Annotated in this window: 22 protein-coding genes; 14 read left to right on the top strand and 8 right to left on the bottom strand. The window is 26.8% G+C overall.

Annotation, left to right across the window (positions count from 1 at the left end):
• Positions 1–9 precede the first annotated feature (9 nt).
• Together CP965_RS06595 and CP965_RS06590 are read left to right on the top strand one after the other, a co-directional pair.
• On the top strand, positions 10–1,590 hold the full coding sequence (locus tag CP965_RS06595) for an ABC transporter permease (RefSeq protein ID WP_129061288.1): 1,581 nt from the start codon (positions 10–12) through the stop codon (positions 1,588–1,590).
• Between the two features lie 6 nt (positions 1,591–1,596).
• A complete protein-coding gene (locus tag CP965_RS06590; RefSeq protein ID WP_129061287.1) occupies positions 1,597–2,592 on the top strand; it encodes an ABC transporter ATP-binding protein in 996 nt (331 codons plus the stop codon).
• A gap of 19 nt (positions 2,593–2,611) precedes the next feature.
• On the opposite strand, the gene mqnE is transcribed toward CP965_RS06590, so the two are convergent.
• The 6 genes from mqnE to CP965_RS06560 all read right to left on the bottom strand — a co-directional run bounded on the left by mqnE (position 2,612) and on the right by CP965_RS06560 (position 7,769).
• Positions 2,612–3,673 carry an aminofutalosine synthase MqnE gene (gene mqnE, locus CP965_RS06585; protein WP_129061286.1) on the bottom strand — a complete coding sequence of 354 codons (1,062 nt, stop codon included), beginning with the start codon at positions 3,671–3,673 and terminating at the stop codon, positions 2,612–2,614.
• Between the two features lie 32 nt (positions 3,674–3,705).
• The gene (locus CP965_RS06580) at positions 3,706–4,029 is read right to left on the bottom strand and encodes a hypothetical protein (RefSeq protein ID WP_129061285.1); all 324 of its coding nucleotides are present in this window, start codon (positions 4,027–4,029) and stop codon (positions 3,706–3,708) included.
• Complete coding sequence (locus CP965_RS06575) at positions 4,019–4,669, bottom strand: carbonic anhydrase (RefSeq protein ID WP_129061284.1); 651 nt, start codon at positions 4,667–4,669, stop codon at positions 4,019–4,021. Before CP965_RS06575 ends, CP965_RS06580 begins: the two co-directional genes overlap by 11 nt.
• Entirely contained in the window at positions 4,666–4,914 is a 249-nt protein-coding gene (locus tag CP965_RS06570; protein ID WP_129061283.1) for a hypothetical protein, read from the bottom strand. Before CP965_RS06570 ends, CP965_RS06575 begins: the two co-directional genes overlap by 4 nt.
• Positions 4,911–6,005, bottom strand: coding sequence for an aminotransferase class I/II-fold pyridoxal phosphate-dependent enzyme (locus tag CP965_RS06565; protein WP_206732263.1), 1,095 nt, complete (start codon positions 6,003–6,005; stop codon positions 4,911–4,913). The genes CP965_RS06570 and CP965_RS06565 overlap by 4 nt, the downstream gene beginning before the upstream one ends.
• A 165-nt stretch (positions 6,006–6,170) precedes the next feature.
• Positions 6,171–7,769 carry a cation:proton antiporter domain-containing protein gene (locus tag CP965_RS06560; protein WP_129061281.1) on the bottom strand — a complete coding sequence of 533 codons (1,599 nt, stop codon included), beginning with the start codon at positions 7,767–7,769 and terminating at the stop codon, positions 6,171–6,173.
• 113 nt (positions 7,770–7,882) lie between these two features.
• Here CP965_RS06560 and CP965_RS06555 point away from each other — a divergent pair, with 113 nt between their 5' ends.
• Positions 7,883–8,572 carry a DUF502 domain-containing protein gene (locus tag CP965_RS06555; protein ID WP_129061280.1) on the top strand — a complete coding sequence of 230 codons (690 nt, stop codon included), beginning with the start codon at positions 7,883–7,885 and terminating at the stop codon, positions 8,570–8,572.
• On the top strand, positions 8,572–9,612 hold the full coding sequence (locus CP965_RS06550; protein WP_129061279.1) for an AI-2E family transporter: 1,041 nt from the start codon (positions 8,572–8,574) through the stop codon (positions 9,610–9,612). The genes CP965_RS06555 and CP965_RS06550 overlap by 1 nt, the downstream gene beginning before the upstream one ends.
• A 9-nt stretch (positions 9,613–9,621) precedes the next feature.
• Here the strand turns inward: CP965_RS06550 and CP965_RS06545 are convergent, their stop codons facing one another.
• A complete protein-coding gene (locus CP965_RS06545; RefSeq protein WP_164971000.1) occupies positions 9,622–9,972 on the bottom strand; it encodes an arsenate reductase family protein in 351 nt (116 codons plus the stop codon).
• Positions 9,973–9,982: 10 nt separating this feature from the next.
• Positions 9,983–11,980 (bottom strand): alpha-amylase/4-alpha-glucanotransferase domain-containing protein, encoded by a 1,998-nt coding sequence (locus tag CP965_RS06540; RefSeq protein WP_129061277.1) that lies wholly within the window; start codon positions 11,978–11,980, stop codon positions 9,983–9,985.
• 158 nt (positions 11,981–12,138) lie between these two features.
• Here CP965_RS06540 and gap point away from each other — a divergent pair, with 158 nt between their 5' ends.
• The 10 genes from gap to CP965_RS06490 all read left to right on the top strand — a co-directional run bounded on the left by gap (position 12,139) and on the right by CP965_RS06490 (position 26,685).
• On the top strand, positions 12,139–13,137 hold the full coding sequence (gene gap / locus CP965_RS06535) for a type I glyceraldehyde-3-phosphate dehydrogenase (protein WP_129061276.1): 999 nt from the start codon (positions 12,139–12,141) through the stop codon (positions 13,135–13,137).
• A gap of 14 nt (positions 13,138–13,151) precedes the next feature.
• Positions 13,152–14,129 (top strand): 6-phosphofructokinase, encoded by a 978-nt coding sequence (locus CP965_RS06530; protein WP_129061275.1) that lies wholly within the window; start codon positions 13,152–13,154, stop codon positions 14,127–14,129.
• 12 nt (positions 14,130–14,141) lie between these two features.
• Positions 14,142–16,625 carry a sugar phosphate nucleotidyltransferase gene (locus CP965_RS06525; protein ID WP_129061274.1) on the top strand — a complete coding sequence of 828 codons (2,484 nt, stop codon included), beginning with the start codon at positions 14,142–14,144 and terminating at the stop codon, positions 16,623–16,625.
• A complete protein-coding gene (locus tag CP965_RS06520; RefSeq protein ID WP_129061273.1) occupies positions 16,618–18,699 on the top strand; it encodes a glycoside hydrolase family 57 protein in 2,082 nt (693 codons plus the stop codon). The genes CP965_RS06525 and CP965_RS06520 overlap by 8 nt, the downstream gene beginning before the upstream one ends.
• Positions 18,699–19,697 (top strand): galactose-1-phosphate uridylyltransferase, encoded by a 999-nt coding sequence (gene galT / locus CP965_RS06515; RefSeq protein WP_129061272.1) that lies wholly within the window; start codon positions 18,699–18,701, stop codon positions 19,695–19,697. Before CP965_RS06520 ends, galT begins: the two co-directional genes overlap by 1 nt.
• The gene (locus CP965_RS06510; RefSeq protein ID WP_129061271.1) at positions 19,694–21,121 is read left to right on the top strand and encodes a glycogen synthase; all 1,428 of its coding nucleotides are present in this window, start codon (positions 19,694–19,696) and stop codon (positions 21,119–21,121) included. The genes galT and CP965_RS06510 overlap by 4 nt, the downstream gene beginning before the upstream one ends.
• A gap of 2 nt (positions 21,122–21,123) precedes the next feature.
• Complete coding sequence (gene glgP, locus CP965_RS06505) at positions 21,124–22,773, top strand: alpha-glucan family phosphorylase (RefSeq protein ID WP_129061270.1); 1,650 nt, start codon at positions 21,124–21,126, stop codon at positions 22,771–22,773.
• 12 nt (positions 22,774–22,785) lie between these two features.
• Entirely contained in the window at positions 22,786–24,396 is a 1,611-nt protein-coding gene (locus CP965_RS06500) for a phosphohexomutase domain-containing protein (protein ID WP_129061269.1), read from the top strand.
• A 68-nt stretch (positions 24,397–24,464) separates the two neighbouring features.
• Positions 24,465–25,106, top strand: coding sequence for a DUF4912 domain-containing protein (locus CP965_RS06495; protein WP_129061268.1), 642 nt, complete (start codon positions 24,465–24,467; stop codon positions 25,104–25,106).
• Positions 25,099–26,685: a glycoside hydrolase family 57 protein gene (locus CP965_RS06490; RefSeq protein WP_129061267.1), complete on the top strand. Its 1,587-nt coding sequence runs from the start codon at positions 25,099–25,101 to the stop codon at positions 26,683–26,685. Before CP965_RS06495 ends, CP965_RS06490 begins: the two co-directional genes overlap by 8 nt.
• Positions 26,686–26,691 lie beyond the last annotated feature (6 nt).

Here is a 26,691-nt window from a genome sequence, read left to right as displayed (position 1 = left end):
TTACAATAATTGAAGTATTTAAATAAATTAACAGTAAGTAGTGTTTTTTTAACACTACTTATTTCTGTTCCTGCAATAATATTAATCTCAAATATATTTTCAAGTAGTGATAATTGGCAACATTTAGTTGACACTGTATTATTTGAATATGTGTTTAATTCTTTATATATTATGTTTGGAGTTGCAGTTATAACATCTATTCTAGGTTTTTCTACAGCTTATATAACTTCATTATATAGTTTTACTGGTTCTGCATTTTTTCATTATGCTTTGATTCTTCCTTTTGCAATACCTACTTATATTATGTCTTATATTTATGGTGGAATGTTTGATATAACAGGAACTGTTACTAGATTTATTTTAGATTTATTAGGAAAAAATTTAAGTGAAGTATACTTTTTTGATATTATGTCAATAGATGGTGCGATTATTGTAATGTCTTTAGTTTTATATCCATATGTTTATTTAATTTGTAAAACATATTTAAGAGCAGAATCTTCATCTATAATTGATGCTTCAAAAACTATGGGTTTAAGTGATTTTCAGATTTTTTATAAAGTAATTCTTCCTATTTCAAGACCTGCAATTGTTGCAGGAGTTATTTTAGCCGTGATGGAAGCTGTTGCAGACTTTGGTGTGATGGATTATTATGGTGTTTCTACTTTTGTAACTGGTATTTTTAGAACTTGGCTTGGTATGGGAAGTGTTGAAGATGCTTCTAAATTAGCTTCAATGCTAATGCTATTTATTTTTATGTTGATTTTTTTAGAACGTTTCCAAAGAAGAAATAAGAGATATAAAAGTAGTGGAAAAGATTTTAAACCAATTGCTAAAAGAAAATTAAAAGGTTATAAAAATGTGTTAGCTTTTTTAATTTGCTTTTTTCCTTTCTTTTTTGGATTTTTATTACCCTTTTCTCAAATGACAATTTGGTTTTTTAGGTCATATAAAGATGTTATAGATGAAGATTTTTTAACAATTCTTTATCAAACTTTATCTTTAGGAATTTTTAGTGCAGTTCTTATAACAGTTCTTGCTTTTATTATTACTTATAATGTAAGACTTCATAAAAATAAATTAGCAGATAATTTGATTCAAGTATCAAAGTTAGGATATTCTATTCCAGGGGCAGTTGTTGCAGTTGGAATTCTTAGCTTTTTTTCTTCAATTGACAGTCTTCTTGATATTTTAATAAGTGGTACAATTTTAGGAATTATTTTTGGTTACATTGTGAGATTTATAGCAATTTCAATAAATAATTTTGAATCAGGCTTTTCTAAAATACCAAATAGTTACGATGATGCTTGTAAAACTATGGGAGTAAGTTCTTTTCATACTTTTTACAAAATAATTTTACCTTTAATTAAAAACTCTGCATTGGCAGGATCTATTGTAATTTTTATTGAAGTTATAAAAGAGTTACCTCTTACAATGATTTTAAGACCATTTAATTTTGATACTCTTTCTGTTTTATCCCATGAGCTTGTAACACAAGCCCAAGTTATAGAATCAAGCGTTCCTGCAATGTTTATAGTTGGACTAGGAATAGTATCTGTTTTAATTTTAGCAAAAAAAATGATTAAGGATTAATACTTTATGATAGGCATTAGTATAAGAGATTTAACTGTATCTTTTGGAGAATTAAAAATCTTAGAGAATATTTCATTTGAAGTTCAAGCAGGTGAAATAGTTACAATTTTAGGTCCAAGTGGATGTGGGAAAAGTACTATTTTAAGATGTATTTCTTCTTTACATAATGAATATACAGGTGAAATCTATTTAAATGAAACTTGTTTGGTAAATAATGGAAAAAGAGAGTGTAATACAGATATTGGATATATTTTTCAAGATTATGCACTTTTCCCCCATTTAAGTGTAAAAGAAAATATAGAGTTTGCTCTTTATAAGCTAAAAAGTAATGAAAAAAAAGAAAAAGTAGAAAGCTTATTAAAACAGTTTGATTTAGAAGTTCATGCAAATAAACAAATACATGAATTAAGTGGAGGGCAACAACAAAGAGTTTCTATTGCAAGAGTTTTAGCCTATGAACCAAAAGTTATTTTACTTGATGAACCTTTTTCTAATTTAGATACTATCTTAAGGAATAAGACAAAAATTTGGCTAAAGAAAATGATAAAAGATTTAGGATTGAGTGCTATTTTAGTTACCCATGATCAAAAAGAAGCCTTAAGTATGTCTGATAAAATTGCGATTATAAATAATAAAAAAATAGAACAGTTTGGAACTCCTTTTGAACTTTTTGAAAATCCCAGCTCTTTTTATGTAGCAAATTTTTTAAATAGAGTTAATAAGCTTCCTACTAAGTTAGTTGAAACATTAGGAATAAATATCTCTTTAAATGATACTGCTGTATTATCTATTGATAAAGTTATTTTATCTCAAGATAGTACTAGACTAAAAGGAAAAATATTAGATATTTCTTATTGTGGGGATTATTATGAACTAGAAGTTTATTTAGAAGATTTCAACAATGAAATAATCCTAAAAACATCATTTATTAATGATTTAGCTAATAAAGAAAAGTGTTTTATAGATATAAAAAAAGAAGATATAAAAATAGTAAAAAAGTGAAATCAAAAAAGATAAAGTTTTACCAAAACTTTATCTCATTATATAAAGAATCTCGTTCTACTGGGGTAAACCCTGAGTTTTTAATCAAGTCTACAAATTGTTCTAAAGGCATACCATTTGCACTTTTTGCTCCTGCTGCACTTTGAATAGATTCTTTTTCGATTGTTCCATCTAAATCATTTGCTCCAAACTCTTGAGCTAATAATGCAAGCTTTACAGTTGATGTAACCCAATATGCTTTTATATGAGGAATATTATCAAGTAATATTCTTGAAATAGCCATTGTTTTTAAGATTTCTTGTCCTGTTAAAAATTCTTTTACTCTTAGATAATTATTTTCTTTTTGGTAAACAAGTGGAATAAAGGCATTAAATCCTTGAGTTTCATCTTGTAGTTTTCTAAGTCTAAGCATATGGTCTATTCTGTGTTCTCTTTGTTCTACATGCCCAAAAAGCATAGTAGCATTACTTTCATGTCCTGATTTATGCCAAAGTTTATGAATATCTAACCATTGTTGTGAAGTTACTTTTCCTCCACAAACTCTTTTTCTTACTTTTTCATCAAAAATCTCAGCTCCTCCACCGGGCATAGAATCAACACCACTTTCTATCATTTTATTGATAATTTCTTCATAAGTAAGATTATACTGCTTTGATAAAAAGTGTACTTCTGCTGCTGTTAAAGCTTTTACATGAATATCGGGAAATTGTTCTTTAATTTTTCTAAAAATATCTAAGTACCATTTTAAACCAGTATCGGGGTTATGTGCAGATACAATGTGTACTTCTTTGATTCCATTTTTTGATGAGTTTTTAACTATTTCTAAGATTTGTTCATGACTCATTGTGTAAGGATTAGGGTTTTTTCTACTTGCACTATAAGCACAGAAAGCACAGACATCTTTACAGACATTTGTGGGATTAATATGCCTATTTATATTAAAATATGTTTTGTCTTGATGTTTTTCTTTTCTTATTTCATTTGCAATAGATGCTAAATCAAAAAGGTCTAAATCATAAAGTTTTATAGCATCATCATATTCAAGTCTTTGTCTTTTTTCAATTTTTTCTAATATACTCATTTATTTATACTTCTCATTCTTAATTTTATTTACTATTTGCAATCTATATCTTTGCTATATTTTCCATCATTACTTCTATGTACGAAACCTATGCACTCTTTATTCAATTCTTCATCAAAAAAGATTACTTTGTAGACAGTACTTTTAATTTTAGTTTGAGTGTCTTCTACACTCATTTTATTAACAACTTTTATATTTGATATATGTTTATGTCCTAGTTCTGCTAATACTTCTTGCATTTTTAAGTTTTTTGTAAAGACTACAAAAATAAAACCTAAAACTGTAATAAGAGACATTATTATGATTATAACAATAGTTTTTTTAGGAAGTCTTCTAACTTCTGAATTATGCTTCATATGTAAACTCACTTAAAGGTTTAAAATTATCATCTTCTTGATCGTAGTAATCAATTCTTGCTGTTTCTATATCATAGTACCAGCCATGAATTTTAAGTTCACCACTTTTTAGAAATTTTACTACATCAGGATATGTAAGTAAATTTTCTAATTGATTTCGTATAGAGTTTCTTTCTGTTGCTCTATACATTTCTTCTTCTGTTGTAAACTTTTTATTTTTTAATGTTCTTTCTTTTGCTTTTGATCCAAGCCTTAACCAAGTTTTGATATGAATTAAAGATTCAGTATCTGGAATGTCTTCATATAATGATTTACAGGCTCCACAATGAGAATGTCCACAAACAATGATATGTTTAACTTTTAAGACAGCAACAGCATATTCAATTGCTGCAGCACTTCCATGATAATCTTCATCATGTTTATATGGAGGTACAAAATTACCAACATTTCTTAAAATAAACATATCCCCAGGTTTTGAGTTTAGCATTAAATCAGGAGTAACTCTACTATCTGAACAACCTATAAATAAAACTTCAGGTTTTTGCCCATGTTCGACTAACTCTTTTATTTCTTCTTCTAATTCTAAGAAGTTTGATTTTCTGAACTCTTCATTACCTTTAATTAGTTCATTTAGAATCATCTTTTATTTCCTATATCCTTAACAATAACTTGTTTTTGAGGAGTAATAACAGTTATCTTTTTTACTGAATCTTTTTCTACATCATCAATATATCTATATTCTATTAAATAATCAACTTTATGACAAGATACTATAGAAGTGTATTTTGAAACTTTTACACTTTCACATTTTTTCATATTTATTATATTATCTTGTGCAAAAAGAAAACTATGGATTAAAGCTATAAAAAGCAAAATCTTTTTCATCTTATTTCCTTTAATATTTTACAAACTTCATTTAGTTGTTTTTCATTTATATCAACTTTTGCAATAAGTCTAATTATTGCACTTTTTACGGTTGGCTGTCTAATTGCCCCTACTAAAAAGCCTTTTTCTTCAAGCTTTTTTTGTATTTCGAGAACTTTTTTATTATCTCCTATTTTTATAGGAATAATTAAACTTTTTGAATTGATTTTTAAATTATTGTATATGGTTTTTAAATTAGAGTCAATTTTTAATTTTAGTTCTTTTTTGTTGCTTTGTATATATTTTAGAGCTTCATGTCCTAGTGCCATATCAAATAATGAAGGTGCAGTAGTATAAATAATAGCTTTAGCTCTATTTAATAGAAAATCAATAATTGTCTTTGATGCAAGAATATATGCCCCATAACTTCCATAGGATTTCCCTAATGTTCCCATTTTTATGTGATTTACTTGAGGCTTAATTTTATAATAATCAAAAATCCCAAGTAAATTATCTCCTAAAACTCCAGAAGAATGTGCTTCATCTACAATTAATAAAGCTTCTTTTTCATTTGCAAAATCAAAAATCTCTTTAGGGGCTAAATCCCCTTCCATAGAATAAACACCTTCAATTGCAATTATTTTTCTGCCTTTTGTTGGATTGGTTTCAAATTTTTCTTTTAAATCTTCATAATCATTATGCTTGAAAATAATCACTTGTTGTTTATTTAAAACTCTTGTTGCTAACATTCCACTTGCATGGTAACTTTCATCAATAAAAAGTAAGTCATTTTTTCTTGTTAGTGCTTCTATCATTGATAGATTTGCAAGGAAACCACTTCCTACAACTATAGCATCTTCAAAATTATTTATATATTTTAAATCTTCTTCAAACTCTTTATGAATATTACTATATCCATTTACTAGCATGGAAGCTTTTGGTGAAAAAAAGTTTTCTTTGTAAACTCTTTTGTAAGCACTTTCAAAAAGTTGTTTTTGTGAAGCAAGACCTAAATAGTCATTTGAAGCTAGATCAATTAAATTATTGTTGAAAGTTCTTCTAGTACGATATCTATTGGCTTTTTTTATTGAACTTAATTCTTTTTCGTACAACAATTTCTCCTAAGGGTTTAGTGATTATAGTAAAAATTTTTTAAAAATATGTTGAATTTCTTTGAATTGCTATTGTTTTGCTATTGTAGCTAGTTATAATTTCTTTACCTACTAATTAAACGTCCTTCATAGTAGAGAAAAGAAGTGGAGTTATTTTCACTTCTTTTATTCTTCAATTTTTTCAAATATTAAATTTGCAGTTTCTTGTTGAGCGTGAATAAAGTGTTTAATGTCAAAATTAGACAAATGTTTTTTTTCATTTCTTGAATCAATTTTTACTATTAAGTTGGCTTTTGGGTTGTATTTTAATATTGCTTCACAAATTAAAGATTTTGTATTTAAATTATTTAAAGTTAATATGATTTTTGTAGCATTCTCAACTTTAAGGGATTCAATAACAGTCTTTTTTTCTATATGCCCAAAATAAGCCATATATCCATTTTTTCTTGCTAATAATACATGTTTTAAATTATCAGATATAATAATAAAATCCTTTTGTTTTTCTGCTAATCTATGAGCAAGAATTCTTCCTAAAGTTGAATATCCACAAATAATTATATGGTCTTCTTTATCAATGGGAGTAATTTTATCAGATTCAAAAAACTCAACTACAAAGTAAGAAGATAGTTTATAAATATTACTTATTATAAAAGGTGTGATAATCATTGATAAAACAGTAACTAAGATTAAAAAGTTACTTGTATTTTCATCTAAGAGATTATTTGTTGAGGCTAAAGCAAAAACTGCAAAAGAAAATTCTCCAATTTGACAAAGAGCTAGTGCAGATTTTATTGAATCACTTTTATTAGCTTCTGTTTTTATTATAAAGTAAATTACAAAAGCTTTTATAAACATTACTGCAATTAAAACTAAAATCAAATAAATAAAATTATCTAAAAAATAAGAAATATCAATTTTAGTTCCTACTGAAAAGAAAAATGTTCCTAGAAGTAAGTCTTTATAACTAGCAATATCTGATTCTACTTTTATACTATATTTTGTTTCTGCAATAATCATTCCTGCAATAAATGCTCCAAGTGAGTATGAAAAACCAAGTTCATGGGATAGAATTGAAGCTCCTAAAACAATAGATAAGACAGAAGCTAAAAATAGTTCTTCTAAGTTTGTTTTTGAAGAAAAATGAAGTAAATAACTAACTATTTTCTTACCAATTGTAAACATAAAAATAATTATTATAAAAGCAGAAAAAATTGTTTTTAAAATAATACTCTCCATATTTGCTGAATTGTGAGACAAAAAAGTAATTAATAATAAAATTGGAATAACTGCTAAGTCTTGAAATACTAAAATAGAAGTTGCTCTTTCTCCATAGGGTGTATAAATATCTTTTGATTGTTTTAAATAACTTAAAACAATTGCTGTTGATGATAATGAAAAAGCTAAAGCAATAATTATTGAAGAAATCCAATCTAAATCAAATAAAAAACGACTAAAAAGGAAAATTATTAAGGAACTAAGAGTTACTTGAAGTAAACCATTCTTAAAAAGTAGTTTTCTTAATCTTTTGATTTTTTCCAAAGGCATCTCAAGACCAATTGTAAACATTAAAAAGACAATTCCAAACTCAGCAATAAGTTCTAAAGAATGTAAGTTGCTTTCTTTTGACAAACTAAAAAAGCTTGTTATTATTGTTCCAGTTAAAATATAACCAATAATATGAGAAATTGATAGTTTTTTAAGAACTAAATTCAGTGTCGTAGCTAGGGCTAGTGAAATAAAAAATATAAATAGTGTTGTTTCCATATTTATATTTTATCAGAAGAAACTAATAAAAAATATTTCTACTTGTATGTAATTTACACTAATATTAAGAAAATCATTATATTATTACTTAGAATAATTTTTTAGGTAGGAAAATGCTAGATACAATAAAAAAATATTTTTCATATGGTAAAAATCATGTTTTTACAGTGATATTAAAAGGGCTCTTTTGGTTAGCGCCTATAGCTGCTATTACTGTAATTATTTTATGGGTATATGAAAAAATAAATGCCTTAACTGGAAGTATGTTTGATTTACTTGGTTTTGAAGCTGAGAAATTTCCTTTTCTCTGGACAATCGTTGGAGTAATTTTAATGGCATTTTTTGCTTATATTCTTGGGGTATTTGCAGAAACAAGACTTGTGGCTTTAATTCAAAAAGCTTATTCAAAAATACCTGGTTATGCAACAATTAAAGAATTAATCAATATTTTCAATACTTCTAAATCTGGAGAAAAAAAGGTTTTAGTTGTTTTAATTAGAGGTTTCTCAAAAGATGATTATAATGTCGGATTAATGTATTCAACAAAAGAGTCAGTAGTAAAAGATCATTATACCGTAGTTTTATCAATGACACCAATTCCAAATGGTGGTTATATGTTTGAAGTGCATAAAGATAAAATCAGGGTTATTCAAGAAGCAAGTTTTGATTCAAATTTACAATATCTTTTATCTATGGGTGTTAAATCTTTAGCTGATATAATAAATGTTGAACCTAGAAAAATAGAAGAATTTAAAACATTGAGTGAATTTTTAGAAAATAATATTGATAAAAAGGAGATTTAGTGGATGCAGTAAATTTAAGAAATTATTTTTTTTATTTAGCTTGTATTGTTATTATCATTGCTGGGTTAAAAGTTGCCAGTGAAATTGTTGTAATCTTATTTTTAGCAATCTTTATATCTTCTATTTTTTCTACATTACTTAGGTTTTTAGAGAGTAAACATATTCCTAGATTATTTTCTTATCTTTTAGTTATAGGACTTTTTGTTTTAATATCTTTACTTTTGGCTTATATTGTAAATATATCTTTAAAAGATTTTATTTCAAACTTACCTCAATATGAAAAACAGCTTCAAAGTGTAGTGGTAAATATTGTAGCTTTAGGGGAAAGTTATGGCTTTAAGATTGATAAAAATATGGTTTTGGAAGCTTTAAATTTTAAATCTTTTTTTGGGATTACTACAGACTTAATTGGAAGTATAGGAACTTTTCTTTCTAAATTTTTACTTATAGTAATTGGAGTTGCTTTTATTTTAGCAGAGTCTAAATCCTTTGAAAAAAAGACAAGAGCAATTTTTAAACAAAATAGTGAAGAACTAGAACACTTTAAACTTTTTTCTCATAATATCCAAAAATATTTTTTAGTAAAAAGTACAACAAGTTTTTTAACAGGTGCAATCATTACTATAGGACTTATATTTTTTGATATAGATTATCCTATTCTTTGGGGTGTAATTGCAATGCTTTTTAATTTTGTTCCTGTTGTAGGGTCAATTATAGCTGCTATTCCAGCAGTTTTATTATCTTTAGTTAATGTAGATTTAAATACTACAATAATATTAATTATCTTTTATGTAGCGATTAATATCTCTATAAGTAATATAATAGAACCAAAACTTATGGGTAAAGAGTTGGGTCTTTCTCCTTTAGTAATTTTCTTTTCTTTAATTCTTTGGGGATGGGTGTTAGGAATAGTTGGTATGTTTTTAGCTGTTCCTATTACAATGACTTTAAAAATTGCTTTTAGTTCAAATACAAGTACCCAATGGCTTGCAGTATTGATGTCTGATATAAAAACAAGAAAAGTAAGTAGTAGGAAATAATCCTATTACTTACAGAAAAGTTTGTTTATACTCTTGCTCATCAAAACCTATTGTAAACTTTTGTTCTCCATTTAAACCATGTTCAATAATAGGTCTTTTTAGTATTAAATTATCTTTTAAAATTGCTTTTAAGGCTTTTTTATCATCTAGTTTTTTATTTTTCAAATCCATTTCTCTATAAGATTTACTTCTTGAATTTAACATTTGTCCTGCTGGTAAAAAGTTTTGCCAAGACTCTATTTTTTCTTTGTCTAAAGATGTTTTACTTAAATCAACAAATTCATAAAGGATTGAATGTTCATCAAAAAACTTTTTTGCTTTTTTTACACTAGCACAATTACTGATACCATATACTTTCATCATAAACTCCTTATTTAATAGTTACACTATATTTTAAATCTAATATTGATTTGAACTCTAAAGAAAAACTAAAACATAAACCTTGAATTGTATAATCAACTCCTATTTCACTTTGACTAACACTTTTTACAGGGTACATATAAATATCAACACATTGGTCAAATTGAAAAAAGATAGTTCTATTTAAACTTTGGTCAATAATAGTTAATTGAGAATTTTCAAGTTTTAATTCTTCATTTACATTATGACCATTAATTGTTACTATATCATAAACTTGGAAGTGTAAATTCCACTCTAATAAATATTTTAAAGACTCGTTACATTCTGTAGTTATTTTTATATTTGAAGATATTTCATTTTTTAAAAAGTCAAATTCTTTTTGTAAAGTAGTTTCAAATTTTTCTTCTTTGTAAACCCCACCAATTCTTTTTAAAGATAGTGAATTGTTATTTTGTTTTAAAACTTCGAATTCTTGATTTGCAAAATCTGCATACTCTTTGAAGGTACAAGTTTTAAACTTCTCTAAGTTTAATGAATTATCACATATATGGTCAATAGCAGATTTTTTTAAATACCAATCCTTATAAAACTCAACGTCTTCACTTGTTGATAAAGTATTAGTATGAATATTATCAATTTCATCTTCTGTCGTTATTTCTACTTCTTCTAGGCTATCTTTTTTTTCTATTTTTTTATGATAAGGTTCACTATATCTAGTAAGAGTATTTTGGTAATTAAATAGTTTTTCTTTTAAGTCTAGTTCTACTATTTGTCCTGCTAATTTTGGGTCAATAATTACTATTAAATTTTTTGTATAATATTTATATTCATTAATAGAATCTATATTAATATCATATTTCGTACAAGAGTTTTCTTTGTTTAAAAGATTCTCACATTGAATTATATATTTATAAGCATTGTCTCTTAAATTTGGAAGATAAATACCTCCAAAAACACCATGCCATAAAACATCATTACATTGTGCTTTAAATAATAAGTTTTTAAATTCTTCTGTTTGATTCTCTTCTTTTGATAATTGTAAAACTCTTTTATGAATCCAATTACTTTCATTATATTTCAAAAAGAAGTTTTTCCAAATACCACCTCTTATTAAATACTCTTGATGCATATTTCTTGATAATAAATCATAATAATCATCTGAAATATTTGGTAAAACAGACCATTCTCCCATTTCATGATAAGAAACTGTAGGCAAATAGCTTAGTGAAATAGCTTTATTATTATCATAGAACTCACAAAAAGTAGAAATATTAATATTATCATCTTCAATACAAGATTTAAAAAACTTTTCTAACCATTGTTTTTCATATACTCTTTCATGAGTTTTAGGCCAAACTCCAAATTTTTCACCATCATCAAAGATTATTGCAGCATTTTTGCCTTTTTCATTGGAAAAAGAGTTTAATTTGTTCATAGTATTATCAATATTAGAAAAAGGAATCATATAACGTAAATCTTTATTAATAGGAAATAAAGCAATTTTATCATTGCTATTCTCTGTTAGAAAGTATCCTTTAAGGTTTGACTTATCAAATCCTGAAGCAATTAAATGGTAATCATCTACCATTACATAATCAATATTACATTTTTTTAAATCATCTATTATCGAGTCATCCCAAATTCTTTCAGTAAGCCATAACCCCCTTGGACGTTGTTTAAAGTTTTCCTCAATATAATCTGAAAGCATATTTATTTGTTCTATTCTATCAAAGCTAGGAATTGAAGCTAAAATAGGTTCATAAAAACCACCTGTAAAAAACTCTAACTGCTTAGTTAAGCTTTTTAATAAATCAAAAAGTTCTTTATCGTTTGTTTTTATAAATTCTAAAAGCCAACCACTAAAGTGAACAGAACATTTAAATTCAGGGAATTGTTTTAAAGTAGTAAAAAATGGTTTATAAGACTTTTCTATAATTTCATAAACTACCTTATCAAAATTATCAACAGGTTGATGACAATGTACTCCAAATAATAGTTCAGTTTTCATTTATATCCTTAATGAGTTTTTAAACAATAACATAATATAACTTTATACTTAAAATATAATAATACTATATATTTACAAAAAGGTTACAAGATATACAAATGCAATTATACTGTAATCTTTAAAATGTACTATAATAGGAAACTAGTAAAGGATTAATCATGGCATTAAAAGTAGCAATAAATGGTACAGGAAGAATAGGAATAATAGCGGCAAAAATTATTGCCCAAAGAAATGATATTGAACTAGTAGCAATAAATACAACTTCTGATTTGGAGATGTTAGTTTATCTTTTAAAATATGATTCTGTACATTTAGGTGTACAAGCAGAAATTATTGATGATGAACATATTGAAATTAATGGTTGTAAAGTAAAAGTATTTAGTACAAGAAATCCAAAAGAGTTAGATTTTGGACAATATGGTGCAAAGGTTGTTATAGAGTGTACAGGTAAATTTTTAACTACTGAATCTTGCCAAGATCACTTAAGAGAAGGTGTTGAAAGAGTTATAATGAGTGCTCCAGCAAAAGATGATACTCCTACTTATGTATATAAAATAAATAGTGATAATTATTCTGGTGAAAAAATTATTTCAAACGCCTCTTGCACAACAAATTGTTTAGCTCCAATATGTAAAGTTTTAGATGATAATTTTGGAATTGAAAATGGTTTGATGACAACAATTCATTCCTATACAAATGATCAAAATATCTTAGATGTAAAACATAATAAAGATATGAGAAGAGCAAGAGCAGCAGCACTTAATATGATACCAACAACAACTGGTGCAGCAAAAGCAATTGGAAAAGTAATGCCAAATTTATTAGGAAAATTAAATGGTTATGCAATGAGAGTTCCAACAGCGGATGTTTCTGTTGTAGATTTAACAGTAAACCTTAAAAAAGATACAACAAAGGAAGAAATCAATAAAGTTATGAAAGATGCAAGTTTAGAAGCTTTTGATGGATTAATTGAGATTGATGAGGATAAAAGAGTATCAAGTGATTTTATAGGAAGCTCATATTCTGCTACTTTTGTTCCTGATATGACTAGTGTAGTAGACGATAAAACAGTAAAAGTTTTAGCTTGGTATGATAATGAATGGGGATATACAAGTAGACTTGTTGATATGGCTCTATTTATTGGGAAAGATATTTAATAAAGGAAGCTTTAATGGCAATAGCAATACTTACTTCAGGTGGTGATTGTGCAGGAATGAATCCTGCAATTAAGCAGTTTGTAGATTATTGTTTTTCAAAAAACATTCAACCTTATCTGATTTATGATGGGTTGGAAGGTTTAATTGATGGGGATATAAAAAAAGCAAGTTATGAAGATGTAGCAGGAATGATGCATCAAGGAGGAACAATGATTCGTTCCTCTCGTTCAAAGAGATTTTTTGAATATGAGTATAGAAAAATAGCTTATGAAAATCTACAAAAACATGGAATTGATAAATTGATTATTCTAGGAGGAGATGGTTCTTTTAGAGCGCTAGATCAATTTTATAAAGATTTTGGAGTTAATTTTGTAGGAATTCCTTCAACAATAGATAACGATATTTTTGGAACAGAGTATTGCTTAGGTGTAGATACTGCATTAAATATTATAAGAGAAGCAACAGATGCAGTAAGGGATACTTCTGCTTCTTTTAAAAGAGCTTGTGTTATTGAAACGATGGGAAGAGATTGTGGTTATTTAGCCTTGGTTTCAGCTATTACTTGTGGAGCTGAGGTTTGTATAATCCCTGAACTTGAGTATGATTTGGATAAGATAGGTAAGAGATTAAAAGAAGAGTTGAAAAATGGAAGAAAATATATAGTTTGCATTGTTGCTGAAGGTTGTAATTCTCAGGTTTGTACTAATACTAATGGTCTTGTAAAATGGTTAGAAGAAGATGTGGGTATTGAAACTAGAGCTACAATTTTAGGACATGTACAAAGAGGTGGAAATCCTACTGTGTATGATAGATTAATGGCTTCAGAATTTGCAACTTATGCAATTGATAAAATTCTTGATGATGAAAAATGTAATCATGTTATTGTCTATAATAAAAGTGAGTTTCAGTTTGTATCAATAGATTATGTAAATTCACAAAAATATGAAATTAAAAAAGAATTACTTGATTTAGCAAGACGGCTAATAAACTAAAAAGGAAAATGAATGAAAGCAATAGTTTTAGCAGGAGGTTTCGGAACTAGAATACAACCCCTTACAAACTCTATTCCAAAACCAATGTTACCAATTTTAAATAGACCTATGATGGAACATATTATCTTAAAATTAAGAGATGAACTTGGTATTACAGAAATAGCAGTTTTGCTATATTTCAAGCCTGAAATAATAAAAGACTATTTTAAAGATGGAAAAGATTTAGGTGTAAATATCACTTATTTTCAACCAGATGATGATTATGGTACAGCAGGTGCTGTTGCTTTTGCAAGGGAGTTTTTAGATGAGACTTTTATTATTGTAAGTGGAGATTTAGTTACAAACTTTGACTTTAAAAAAATCAAGAAATTCCATGAAAAGAAGAAATCAAAACTAACAATAACTTTAACTTCTGTAGAAAACCCTTTACAGTTTGGAGTTGTTATTACAGATGAAGATGAAAGAATTGTAAGATTCTTAGAAAAACCTAGTTGGGGAGAGGTCTTTAGTGATACTATAAATACGGGAATTTATGTAATCGAACCTGAAATATTAGATTATATTCCTTATAAACAAGATTTTGATTTTGCAAAAGATTTATTTCCTAGTTTAATGGCTGAAGAAATACCTTTATGGGGATATTCTTTAGAAGGTTATTGGAGAGATGTAGGAAATCCAAAAAGTTATAGAGATGTATATAAGGATATTTTTGATGAGCAAATAAAGTTAAGTTTTAAAGGTGAAGAAAAAAATATCTCTAATGCAAAAGTTTTTATGGAAGAGAATGTAGAACTTCCAGAAAAAGTAAGATTAAAAGGAACTGTTGTACTAGGTAAGAATGTAAGTATTGCTGAAGGTGTAACTTTAAAAGATTGTGTTTTAGGAGACAATGTAAAAGTAAAAAAACACTCTGAAGTCTTAGACTCAATCATCTGGGAAAATACTTCAATAGGTGCAAAAGTAAAATTAAATAATAGTGTGATTTGTAATGATAATATTATTAAAGATGAAGTAAAAGCTCCATATGGAGTTACAATTGCAGAAGATTGTGAAATTAATAAAAAAGTATCCTTTGAAAAAGATATTATTATATGGCCTGAAAAAATAGTAGAAGCTTCTTCTGTTGTAAGTACAAATATAATTTGGGGGAATAAATATAAATCCTCAATTTTTGAAAATGGTTCAGTAATAGGAAGAACAAATGTTGAATTGTCTTGTCAAATGTCTACTAAATTAGCTGAAGCTTTTGGTTCAACTTTGCCTGTAGGAAGTAGTATTTATATTTCAAGGGACTATCACAATACTTCATTTATGTTAAAAAGAGCTTTTTTAAGTGGTATCTTATCTACAGGAGTTAATGTAGTTGATCCTAAAAATGTTCCTTCAAATGTAATGAGACATAGTTTGAGTAAAAATGGTAATATTATTGCTGGTGTTCACCTTAGACAATCAGTTTATGATTCAACTCAAACACAGATAATTTTTTATACAAATGAGGGCTTACTTTTAGATAGCAAATTATCTCAAGCAATTGAAAGAGTATTTTTTCGAGAAAATTTTAGGAGAGTAAATCATTTAGAAATAGGTTCTGTTTGTGAAGATAATCAATTAAGAGAAAACTATATTAAGCAAATAATAAACTCTTCTGATATTAAAATGTTTCAATCTTCTGAGTTAAAAGTAGCTGTTGATATAATGAATGGTTCAACTTCAGATATTTATCCTGTAATTATAAATGAATTAGGTATTGAAAATATAATTTTAAATGCTCATCAAACAGAAAAAAGAAAAGCTTTTGATATAGTTAAATTTCAACAAAATATGCAAGATATTGTAAGAGGAGTTAATCTAAGTTGTGGTTTTTTAATCTATCCAAATGGACATAAAATCCAAGTAGTAGATGATGAGGGTGAGTTAATTTATGACTATAAAATGCTTCTTGTAATGTTACAGTTACTTGATATCACTAGTTCGAAGCAACTAAATATATTACTTCCTGCTTGGGCACCTGATTTTGTAAATTATAAAAACTTAAATATCACAAGAGCAAAATTAACAAACTTTAAAGCAGATGAATTAAGAGAATATGATTTAATTGCTGATACAGATGGACATTTTGCTTTTAGTGAATTTGGCTTGAATAAAGATGCAATCTTTACAAGTTTTAAAATATTGGAATTGATTCAAAAGGCAAATGTTAGATTATCAAAAATTGTAAATAATCTTCCTAAATTTTGTTTCAAAGGGGAGAATATCTCTTGCCCTAGCTCTAAAAAAGGGAAAATAATGAGAAAATTCCTTGAAGATGCAAAAAAGAAAAAAAGTTCTTCTGTTGATGGAGTTAAAATTTGGATAGATGAAGACCAATGGATTTTAATGGTTCCAGATCAATATGCTGAATATTTAAATATATATGTTCAAGCAGAAGATGAAAAAACTGCTGGAAAGATTTTTTATAAATATCAAGATAAAATAGAAAAGTGGATAAGTGAATAAAACATTATATTTGTCATTTTTATGGCATATGCATCAACCTTATTATAAAGATAACAGTAAAGATATAACAACTATGCCTTGGGTATTTTTACATGCAATAAAAGATTACTATGATATCCCTTGGTATTTAAGTAGGTTTGATAAACTAAAAGCTACTTTTAACTTAGTACCTTCTTTACTTACTCAACTTGAAGCTTATATAGATGGAACAGCAAATGACAAGTTATTAGATATTTTAAAGAAAGATGTAAATTTCTTAAAAGTTGAAGAAAAAGACTTTTTAGAAGAATACCTATTTTTATGTAATGAAGAAAATATGATTAAGCCTCTTCCTCGCTTTAATGAATTAAGAATTAAATTTAAAAGTGAAAATAAAAGTTTAGACAATTTCTCAAACCAAGAGGTTTTAGATTTACAAACTCTATTTTTACTTTCTTGGTGTGGGAATTATTTAAGAAGTGAAAGTTTTTTAATAAAAGAGTTATTAAAAAAACAAAGAGATTTTTCAAGAGCTGAAAAATTAAGCCTAATAGAAGAACTTTTAGAGTTTTTAAAAGAAATAATTCCTTTTTATAAAAGTTTAGATGAAAAAGGGCAAATAGATATTTCAACTACACCTTTTTATCATCCTATTCTTCCTCTTCTTCTTGATAGAAATAGTGCAAAAGAAGCAAGACATGATGTAAATCTTCCTTCTTCCCTTGCTACTTATGAAGAGTATGCTTCTTTACAAGTCAAAAAAGCTATTATGTATTTTCAAAATACTTTTAATTTTAAGCCAAAAGGTTTTTGGCCTAGTGAAGGAAGTGTAAGTTTAAAAACAGCAAAACTTTTAAATGAAAATCAAATCAAATGGTTTTGTAGTGATGAAGAAGTTTTATTTAAATCTTTAGGTTCATACAATAAAGAGCTACTTTATAAACCATATTTTTTAGAACTGGAAGATGAGAAAATAAATATATTTTTTAGGGACAAGTATTTAAGTGATTTGATAGGTTTTGATTTTAGCAAAAAAGAACCTAAAGAAGCAGCACAAGATTTTATCAATCATTTAAAAAATATTTATTTAGATTCTAAAGAATCTTGTATTGTTCCTATCATCTTAGATGGAGAAAATGCTTGGGACTTTTATAAAAACAATGCTTGGGACTTTTTTGAAGAACTTTATTCTTTATTGGAAAAAGAGACTTCATGGTGTAAAACTATATTATTTGATGAAACAGAAAATATAGAAGATTTAAAAGCAGAAAAGTTATCAACATTGGCAACTGGCAGTTGGATAAATGGTAATTTTGATATTTGGATTGGTTCTTGTGAAAAAAATAAAGCTTGGCAACTTCTTGATACAGTAAAAAATAACTTTGATATTCAAAGAGAAAACTTAGATAAAGAAACAATAGAAAAAATTGATGAAGAGTTTTTAATAGCTTTAGGAAGTGATTGGTTTTGGTGGTATGGAGATGACCATTATAGTGATGTAAATCATTATTTTGATGAACAATTTAGATTTCATATAAAAAATATTTATGAATTAATGAATCAAGAAGTACCAAAAGAAGTTTTTGATTTAATTGTTGAAAAAAGTTCTAAAAATATTACAAATAAAACACCAACAGACTATATAAGACCAACTGTTGATGGAAATATGAGTAACTTTTTTGAATGGCTAAATAGCGGTTATATTGATATTAAAAAAGAGTTTAGTACAATGGACTCTACATCAATAATTGAAAAACTATATTATGGAATAGATAGGGAACATTGTTTATATATTTATTTTGAAGGTCAAAAGTTAAAAGATTTAAAAAAAGATTTAAAAATAAAAATAGAAATTGATAATACAGATTATATATTTGACCTAAAAAGAGAAAGAAGAAAGTTAGAACAAAAAGAAAAAAGTTTTATTATAGCTTTTGATATGGGCTTAGAATTAAAACTTGAAAATTTTAATTTAAAAAAAGCAGATTTTTCTTTTGAACTTTTAGAAAAAAATAACGTTATTCAAATGTATCCAAAATATGATAAAGTAGTTTTTGATTTTGAAAATTTGTTTTTAAAAAGTTGGTATATTTAATGTCTGAATTTAGATATTGTAAGTTATATGAAGAATGGGTTTTATATGCTCCTCAAAGACTAAAAAGACCTACAGATTTAGATAATAAAAAAGATGAACAACCAGGGGAGTTGATTCATGATAATTGTCCTTTTGATTTAGGAAAAGAAGAGTTTACTCCCAATGAGATAACTAGAATTGAACAAGATAATAAATGGAAGTGTAGAGTTGTTCCTAATATGTTTAATGCTTTAAGTGTGGATATTAACTTAGAAAGTTTTAGAGATAAATATTTTGAAAAAAAAACAGGAATGGGTGCTCATGAAATAGTGATAGAAACTCCAAATCATGATAAACAAATATTTGATTATGATTATAATGATTTTATAAACTATTTTTCAATAATTCAACAAAGGGTTTCTAATTTACAATTAGACTCTAGATTAGCTTTTATAAGTGTTTTTAAAAATCAAGGTAAAGAAGCAGGTGCATCAATAAAGCATTCCCATTCTCAAATAATGGCTTTACCTTTTTTACCTAAGAAAATTAAAGACTTAATTAAACATAAAAAAGCCTATTATAAGAAGACTTCAAGAGCTTTATTAGATGATTTAGTTTATGAAGAATTACAATATAAAAAAAATATAGTGCTTAGTAATTCTGATTTTGTAGTTTATTGTCCTTATGCTTCAAGAAACCCTTTTGAAGTAAAAATAGTATCTTTAAAAAAACTTTCTTCACTTAGTGAATTTACTCAAAGTGAATTAAGTTCTTTAAGTGATATAACAAAAGAGTTTTTTTATATGTTTTATAAAGCTTTAGGTGATGTTAGTTTTAATATGATAATTAATAATGCTCCTTATTTTGAATATGATGAAAAAACAAAAGAGTATTTTAGATTTAATATTGAAATAATTCCAAGAATATATAAATACGCAGGATTTGAGTTAAGTACTCATATGACAATGAATGTAATATATCCTAATAAAGCTTGTAGTGTTTACAAGGAGAAAAATTGAATATTTTATTTGTAGCAAGTGAAATCTTTCCTTATGCTAAAAGTGGAGGGTTAGCTGATGTAGCATACTCTTTACCCTTAGAACTAAGAAAAGAGAATATAGGTGTTTATACAGTTATGCCTTTATATAATCAAGTTGATAGAAAGAAATTCTCTATCATATATAGTGGATTGAGTTTTGATTATTATTTAAATGGAATAAGACATCAATTTGATATTTTTTGTAAAGAAGATTCTCAAAATGAGTTTTTTATATATAACCCAATCTTATGTGATAGATTAGGACTTTATGATGATGAATATGGAGATTTTGGAGACAATGGATTAAGATTTGGACTTTTTTCATATGCAGTTATAGAATTAATGCTAAGAAAAAAATTAAAAATAGATGTGATTCATATTAATGATTGGCAAACTTCATTACTTGCATTACTTGCAAAAACGAAATATCATTTATCTCAAAAAATAGTTTTAACAATTCATAATTTAGCCTATCAAGGAGTTTTCCCAAAAAGCTTAATGAATGAGTTAGAATTAGATTGGGATGCTTGTTTTAAATTTAGTGGTATAGAGTATTATGATAATGTTAACTATTTAAAAGCAGGTATAAATTTTAGTGATAAAGTTACAACAGTAAGTGAAACTTATGCCAATGAAATTCAAACTTCTGCATTTGGTAAAGATTTAGATGATGTTTTACGTTCAAATGCTTACAAACTTTCGGGAATTGTAAATGGAATAAGTTCAGAAGTTTTCAATCCTAAAACTGATAAGTTTTTATATGAACAATTCTCTTTAGAAAGTTATGAAAAGAAATATATAAATAAGAAGAAGCTAATAGAAAATTTAAATTTAGAAGATTCTAATAGACCTATATTTATTTTTATTGGAAGATTCACTTCTCAAAAAGGAGTTGATTTATTACTTGAATCAATAAATCTAATAAGATCTTATGAAGCTAATTTTATATTCTTAGGAAGTGGAGAAGAGTTTTATACAAAAGCCTTTGATTCTATAAAAGGTAGATATAAAAATATACATATAGAAATAGGATATAACGAAGAGTTTTCAAGAAAACTTTATGCTGCAGCAGATTTTTTACTAATGCCATCCACTTTTGAGCCTTGTGGTTTAAATCAAATGATTAGTATGCAGTATGGAGTCTTACCTCTTGTTTGTGAAACCGGTGGACTGAGGGATACGGTAAGTGATTTTACAAATATAGATGATATAGATAATTTTAATTCAGGAATAGGAATAAGCTTTTTTGAGCATAATCTTTTTTGGTTTAATCATGCACTTGCAAAGGCTTTATCTTTATATTCAAATAAACCAAAATTTGAAAAAATATCTAAGCATAATATGGGTGTTGATAATTCGTGGACAAACTCAATTAAAAAGTATATAGAAATTTATAAAGGATAATAATGAGTCATTTACATAGTTATGAAATAGATGAAAAATATTCAAAAAGTGTTGCTTATTTTTCTATGGAGTTTGCAATCCATCAAGCATTAAAAATATATTCAGGGGGCTTAGGATTTTTAGCAGGTTCTCATATGAGAAGTGCCTTTGACTTAAACCAAAATATAATTGGTGTTGGTATGCTTTGGAGCTATGGTTATTATGACCAATCAAGAGATGAAGATAGATACTTAAAAGTAGAGTTTAGAAGAAAGAGATATTTCTTTTTAAAAGATTTAGATGTAAGTGTTACTGTAAATATCAATTCTATACCAGTTATAGTAAAAGCTTTTTTACTTCCAAGTAATTTATTTAGTACAGCACCAATGATTCTTTTATCAACTGATGTGGAAGAAAATGATTATTTATCAAGAACTATTACCCATAAATTATATGATGCAAATAATGAAACTAGAATTGCTCAAGAAATTGTACTTGGTGTTGGTGGGGCAAAAATTTTAGAAGCTTTGAATTTAGAACCAGAAATTTATCATATGAATGAAGGTCACTCTTTGCCTATGACTTTTGAATTATATAGAAAATATAAAAATTTAGAAGAAGTAAAGAAAAGAGTTGTTTTTACAACCCATACTCCTGAAACAGCAGGAAATGAAGAACATGATATTAATTTATTAGAGAAAATGGGATTCTTCTCAGAAGTACCTTTAGAAGAAGTTAGAAATATTACAGGTATTACTTCAGATAGATTTTCTCTTACCGTTGGTGCTTTAAGACTTGCAAAAATAGCAAATGGAGTTTCAAAAATCCATGGTGAAGTTGCAAATGAGATGTGGAATTATGTTGAGAATAAATGTAAAATAATTTCTATCACAAATGCTCAAAATAGGAGATATTGGGCAGATAAACCTCTTTTAAGAGCTTTAGATGAGCATGAAGAATATGAACTTGATGCAAGAAAAAAACACTTAAAAAGACAATTATTTGATGAGGTTGCTAACCAAACAGGAAAAATGTTTGATGAAAATATTTTAACTATAATTTGGGCAAGAAGGTTTGCGGAATATAAAAGACCAGGGCTTTTAAAATATGATTTAGAGAGATTTAATAAATTAATTACAAATGAAGAATATCCTGTGCAAATTATTTGGGCAGGAAAACCTTATCCTTTTGATGCACAAGCAATAAATATTTTTAATGAAATAAATTATATGGCAAGGTCTTACAAAAATATTGCAGTTTTAGTAGGATATGAATTAGATCTATCAATGAAACTTAAAAAAGGTAGTGATATTTGGCTTAATACCCCAAGAGTTACAAGGGAAGCTAGTGGTACAAGTGGAATGAGTGCAGCTATGAATGGTGCCATAAATTTATCAATTGCAGATGGTTGGCATCCTGAATTTTGTAAAGAAGGGATCAATAGTTTTACAATCCCTACTGAAACAAGGAATTTAAGTATTGAAGAACAAGATAGAATAGATAATAAAAACTTAATGGATGTTTTAGAAAACAAAATTATTCCTCTTTATTATGATAATACAAAAGAGTGGTTGAAAGTAAAGAAAAACTCTATTTCAGATGTAATTCCAGCTTTTGACTCTGGACGAATGGCACATGAATATTACGAGTTAATGTATAAATATCAAAACTAAAAAAGGTTAAAAATGAGTTTACATAAGAATGCCGGGAAAACTGCCCCAAAGGAAATCTTGGAAAATATTGCTCTTTTAGTAAGTGATTATTATACAAGAACTCCTAATCTTTCTAATAAGGAACAGTTAATATCTTTTGGAACTTCTGGACATAGAGGAAGTTCAAGTAAAAATAGTTTTAATGAAAAACATATAATGGCAATGGCTCAAGCTGTGGCAGAATATCATAAGAAACAAGGTCATGAAAAACTATTTTTAGGAATGGATACCCATGCTTTGTCAACTCCTGCACATAAAACAACTTTAGAGGTTTTAGCTGGGAATAAAATTCAAACCTTTTATGCAAAGAATTTTTCTTATACTCCTACACCTGTAATTTCTCATGCAATTTTAACTAATAAAAATAGTGATGGAATAGTTATTACTCCTTCTCATAATCCCCCAAGTGATGGAGGGTTTAAGTATAACTCTTGTGATGGAGGACCAGCAAATGAAGAAACTACTAAAATAATAGAACAACGAGCTAATGAGATTTTAATGAATGATTTAGAAGATGTTAATATTATTGATTTAGAAGATGCTATAAAAAGTGGCTTTATTCATGAATATGATTATGTAACTCCTTATGTAAATGATTTAGAAAATATTATTGATATAAAAGCAATAAAAGAATCAAAATTAAAAATAGCTGCTGATGCAATGGGTGGTTCAGGAATTGAATATTATAAAGCAATAAAAGAAAAATATGATTTAGATATGCAAATATTTAATGATTATGTAGATTTTACTTTTTCTTTTATGACTTGTGATAAAGATGGGAAGATAAGAATGGATTGTTCTTCTTCCTTTGCAATGGCCTCTTTAATTAAATTAAAAGATGATTTTGATATTGCATTTGGTAATGACACTGATTTTGATAGACATGGAATTATAACTAAAAGTTCTGGTTTATTAAACCCTAATCATTATTTAGCTGTGGCAATTGATTATTTAGCAAAAAATAGAGACTTCTCTGATTTAGCTATTGGGAAGACACTTGTTTCTAGTTCTATGATAGATAAAGTTGCAGAAGATAACAATATAAAAGTAATTGAAACACCAGTTGGATTTAAATGGTTTGTTGAACCTTTAGTAAAAAAGAAAATATTTTTTGCAGGAGAGGAGAGTGCAGGGGCTTCTTTTTTAAGAAAAAATAAAGAAGTATGGACTACTGATAAAGATGGAATAATATTAAATCTTTTAGCTGCAGAAATTTTAGCCAAAACAAAGCTTGACCCAGGCGAATATTATGATAAACTTGTTTTAAAATATGGAAACCCAGTTTATGAAAGAATTGATGCTCCTGCTAATAGTGAACAAAAAAAAGTTTTAAAGAACTTAAAACCTGAAGATATAAAACAAGAGGTTTTAGCAGGAGAGAAAATTGAACAAATTTTAACAATAGCTACTAATGGTGCTAAAATAGGTGGATTAAAAGTACTTAGTAAGAATGGATGGTTTGCAATAAGGCCTTCTGGTACAGAAGATATTTATAAAATATATGCAGAAAGTTTTATTGATAAAAATCATCTTAAACTTATTCAAGGTGATGCAAAAAAAATTGCTTCAGAAGTTTTTAAATAAGATATTATTATTTAACAAAATATAACCTGTTTTAGGTATAATCAAGAAAAACAATAATAGGAATAGTTATGAGTTCAAAAACCCAAGATTTATTAAATAAAAGTATAGAAGTAGATGATAGTTTTTCTAGCTCATCTCATACAATTGATACTCTAGCTCAAGAAGTAGATGAACAAAAATTAAAATTTACAATTCCTTCAAGATATAATAAAGATTACCTTAGAATAGTATTAGTTAATACTTCTAAGTTTTATATATATTGGGAATTTAGTGATTTTACTTTGGAAGAATATGGGATAAATTTACAAAAAGATAAACTATATTTTAAAGTTATAAATGAAGGAAATGAATTATATTCATTCGATTCAAAATTTGCTCTAGGAGAATATTTTTTAAAAGAAAAAATAGAAGATTTAGATATTCAAGTAAAAGTAGGAATATATAGAAACTCTAAATTTATTGAAATTTTAGCTTCTAATACTATTCATACATTTAATACAAAAATAAAACTTCCAACAAAAGATAGTGAAGTTTGGATTAATAAAACTAATGGATTTACAGAGATAATTCGTTCAACAATGACACATTTTACATTAGGAATGTCATCATCAAAATATGTAGAAGAACTTGAAAGACTTAAAGAATTTGAACAATATGAAAAAGAAAGTTTGAGTTCATCTTCTTTTATCAATGGAGGTAAAAATGCTTAAAGGATATTGGACACCAGTTTTACACTCACACTTACCCTTTGTTAAGCACCCAGATTATGACAACTTTTTAGAAGAACATTGGCTTTTTGAAGCTATTACTGAGTGTTATATTCCTCTTTTACAAAGATTGAAAAAACTAGAAGATGAAAATATAGATTTTAGATTAACAACTTCTGTAACACCACCTTTAGCTGAAATGTTAGATGATAGACATTTAATGGAAAAATATGAAAAGTATTTAATAAAACAACTAGAATTAGCTCAAAAAGAAGTAGAACGAACTAAAAATGATGAAAACTTTAAAGAAATATCTTTATTTTATCAAAATATGTTTTTAGAAACAAAAGAGTTTTTTGATGGTTTTTTAAATAAAAATGTTTTAAATGGATATAGATATTTTTATAATAGTGGAAAAGTAGAAGTTATAACTTGTGGTGCAACACATGGTTTCTTACCTATATTAAGTGTAAATGAAAAAGCAGTTAGGACTCAAATAGAAGTAGCAGTAAAAGCCCATGAAAAACATTTTGGAAGAAAACCAAAAGGAATTTGGCTTCCTGAGTGTGCCTATTACGAGGGACTTGATAAGATTTTAAAAGAAAAAGGAATTAAATTCTTTATTGTAGATTCCCATGCTTTAACATTTGGAAAACCAACTTCTTTAAATGGAGTATTTGCTCCAACGTATACACCAAGTTCTGTTGCTGCATTTGGAAGAGATGGAGAATCTTCAAAACAAGTTTGGAGTTCAAAAGAAGGTTATCCTGGAGATTTCTCTTATAGAGACTTTTATAGAGATATTGGATATGACTTAGATTTTGATTATATAAAACCATATATAAATCCAGATGGAGTAAGAGTTTTTACAGGATTTAAATATCATAAAATAACAGGTACAAGTAATTATAAAGAAGTTTATGAACCATTTGTTGCAAAACAAAAAACTATTGGACATGCTGAAAACTTTCATCATAATAGGGAAAAACAATTTGAACATTTATCAAGTTTAATGGATAGAACACCTCTTATTGTTTCTCCTTATGATGCAGAATTATTTGGACATTGGTGGTTTGAAGGTCCTGAATTTTTATATAATCTTTTTAAACAAATAGATGAACATAAAGTTATAAAAGCTATTACTCCAATTGAGTATTTAAATATGTATCCAAAAAATCAGATGCAAGAGCCAAATCCTTCTTCTTGGGGAGATCAAGGGTATTATGATGTTTGGTTAAATGAAGGTAATGCTTGGATTTATAGACATTTACATAATATGGCAGATGTAATGGAAGAAAGAGCATCTGAGTATTTTAATGTTAGTGATTTTAATACAACAAGAGTTTTAAATCAGATGTTAAGAGAATTATTATTAGCTCAAAGTAGTGATTGGGCTTTTTTAATGACAACAGCAACAGCTACTGAATATAGTGTAAATAGAACAAAAGAGCATATATCAAATTTTAATGAATTACTTGGTATGATAGATGACTATAATATCGATATAGATAGATTAGAGTATTTAGAATATAAAAATTCAATATTTAATTTTATCGATTTTAGAATATTTATTACTAGTTAAAAAGGC

This window comes from Halarcobacter mediterraneus (assembly GCF_004116625.1).
Lineage (GTDB): Bacteria > Campylobacterota > Campylobacteria > Campylobacterales > Arcobacteraceae > Halarcobacter > Halarcobacter mediterraneus.
This window is presented reverse-complemented; position numbering and strand designations above follow the sequence as displayed.

Bases quoted from the DNA above. Each gene is read 5' to 3' on its own strand.
- CP965_RS06545 (WP_164971000.1), bottom strand. From the start codon at position 9,972: ATGAAAGTATATGGTATCAGTAATTGTGCTAGTGTAAAAAAAGCAAAA.
- mqnE (WP_129061286.1), bottom strand. From the start codon at position 3,673: ATGAGTATATTAGAAAAAATTGAAAAAAGACAAAGACTTGAATATGAT.
- CP965_RS06495 (WP_129061268.1), top strand. From the start codon at position 24,465: ATGAGTTCAAAAACCCAAGATTTATTAAATAAAAGTATAGAAGTAGAT.
- CP965_RS06525 (WP_129061274.1), top strand. From the start codon at position 14,142: ATGAAAGCAATAGTTTTAGCAGGAGGTTTCGGAACTAGAATACAACCC.
- CP965_RS06490 (WP_129061267.1), top strand. From the start codon at position 25,099: ATGCTTAAAGGATATTGGACACCAGTTTTACACTCACACTTACCCTTT.
- galT (WP_129061272.1), top strand. From the start codon at position 18,699: ATGTCTGAATTTAGATATTGTAAGTTATATGAAGAATGGGTTTTATAT.
- CP965_RS06500 (WP_129061269.1), top strand. From the start codon at position 22,786: ATGAGTTTACATAAGAATGCCGGGAAAACTGCCCCAAAGGAAATCTTG.
- CP965_RS06590 (WP_129061287.1), top strand. From the start codon at position 1,597: ATGATAGGCATTAGTATAAGAGATTTAACTGTATCTTTTGGAGAATTA.
- CP965_RS06570 (WP_129061283.1), bottom strand. From the start codon at position 4,914: ATGAAAAAGATTTTGCTTTTTATAGCTTTAATCCATAGTTTTCTTTTT.
- glgP (WP_129061270.1), top strand. From the start codon at position 21,124: ATGAGTCATTTACATAGTTATGAAATAGATGAAAAATATTCAAAAAGT.
- gap (WP_129061276.1), top strand. From the start codon at position 12,139: ATGGCATTAAAAGTAGCAATAAATGGTACAGGAAGAATAGGAATAATA.
- CP965_RS06575 (WP_129061284.1), bottom strand. From the start codon at position 4,669: ATGATTCTAAATGAACTAATTAAAGGTAATGAAGAGTTCAGAAAATCA.
- CP965_RS06560 (WP_129061281.1), bottom strand. From the start codon at position 7,769: ATGGAAACAACACTATTTATATTTTTTATTTCACTAGCCCTAGCTACG.
- CP965_RS06580 (WP_129061285.1), bottom strand. From the start codon at position 4,029: ATGAAGCATAATTCAGAAGTTAGAAGACTTCCTAAAAAAACTATTGTT.
- CP965_RS06540 (WP_129061277.1), bottom strand. From the start codon at position 11,980: ATGAAAACTGAACTATTATTTGGAGTACATTGTCATCAACCTGTTGAT.
- CP965_RS06555 (WP_129061280.1), top strand. From the start codon at position 7,883: ATGCTAGATACAATAAAAAAATATTTTTCATATGGTAAAAATCATGTT.
- CP965_RS06530 (WP_129061275.1), top strand. From the start codon at position 13,152: ATGGCAATAGCAATACTTACTTCAGGTGGTGATTGTGCAGGAATGAAT.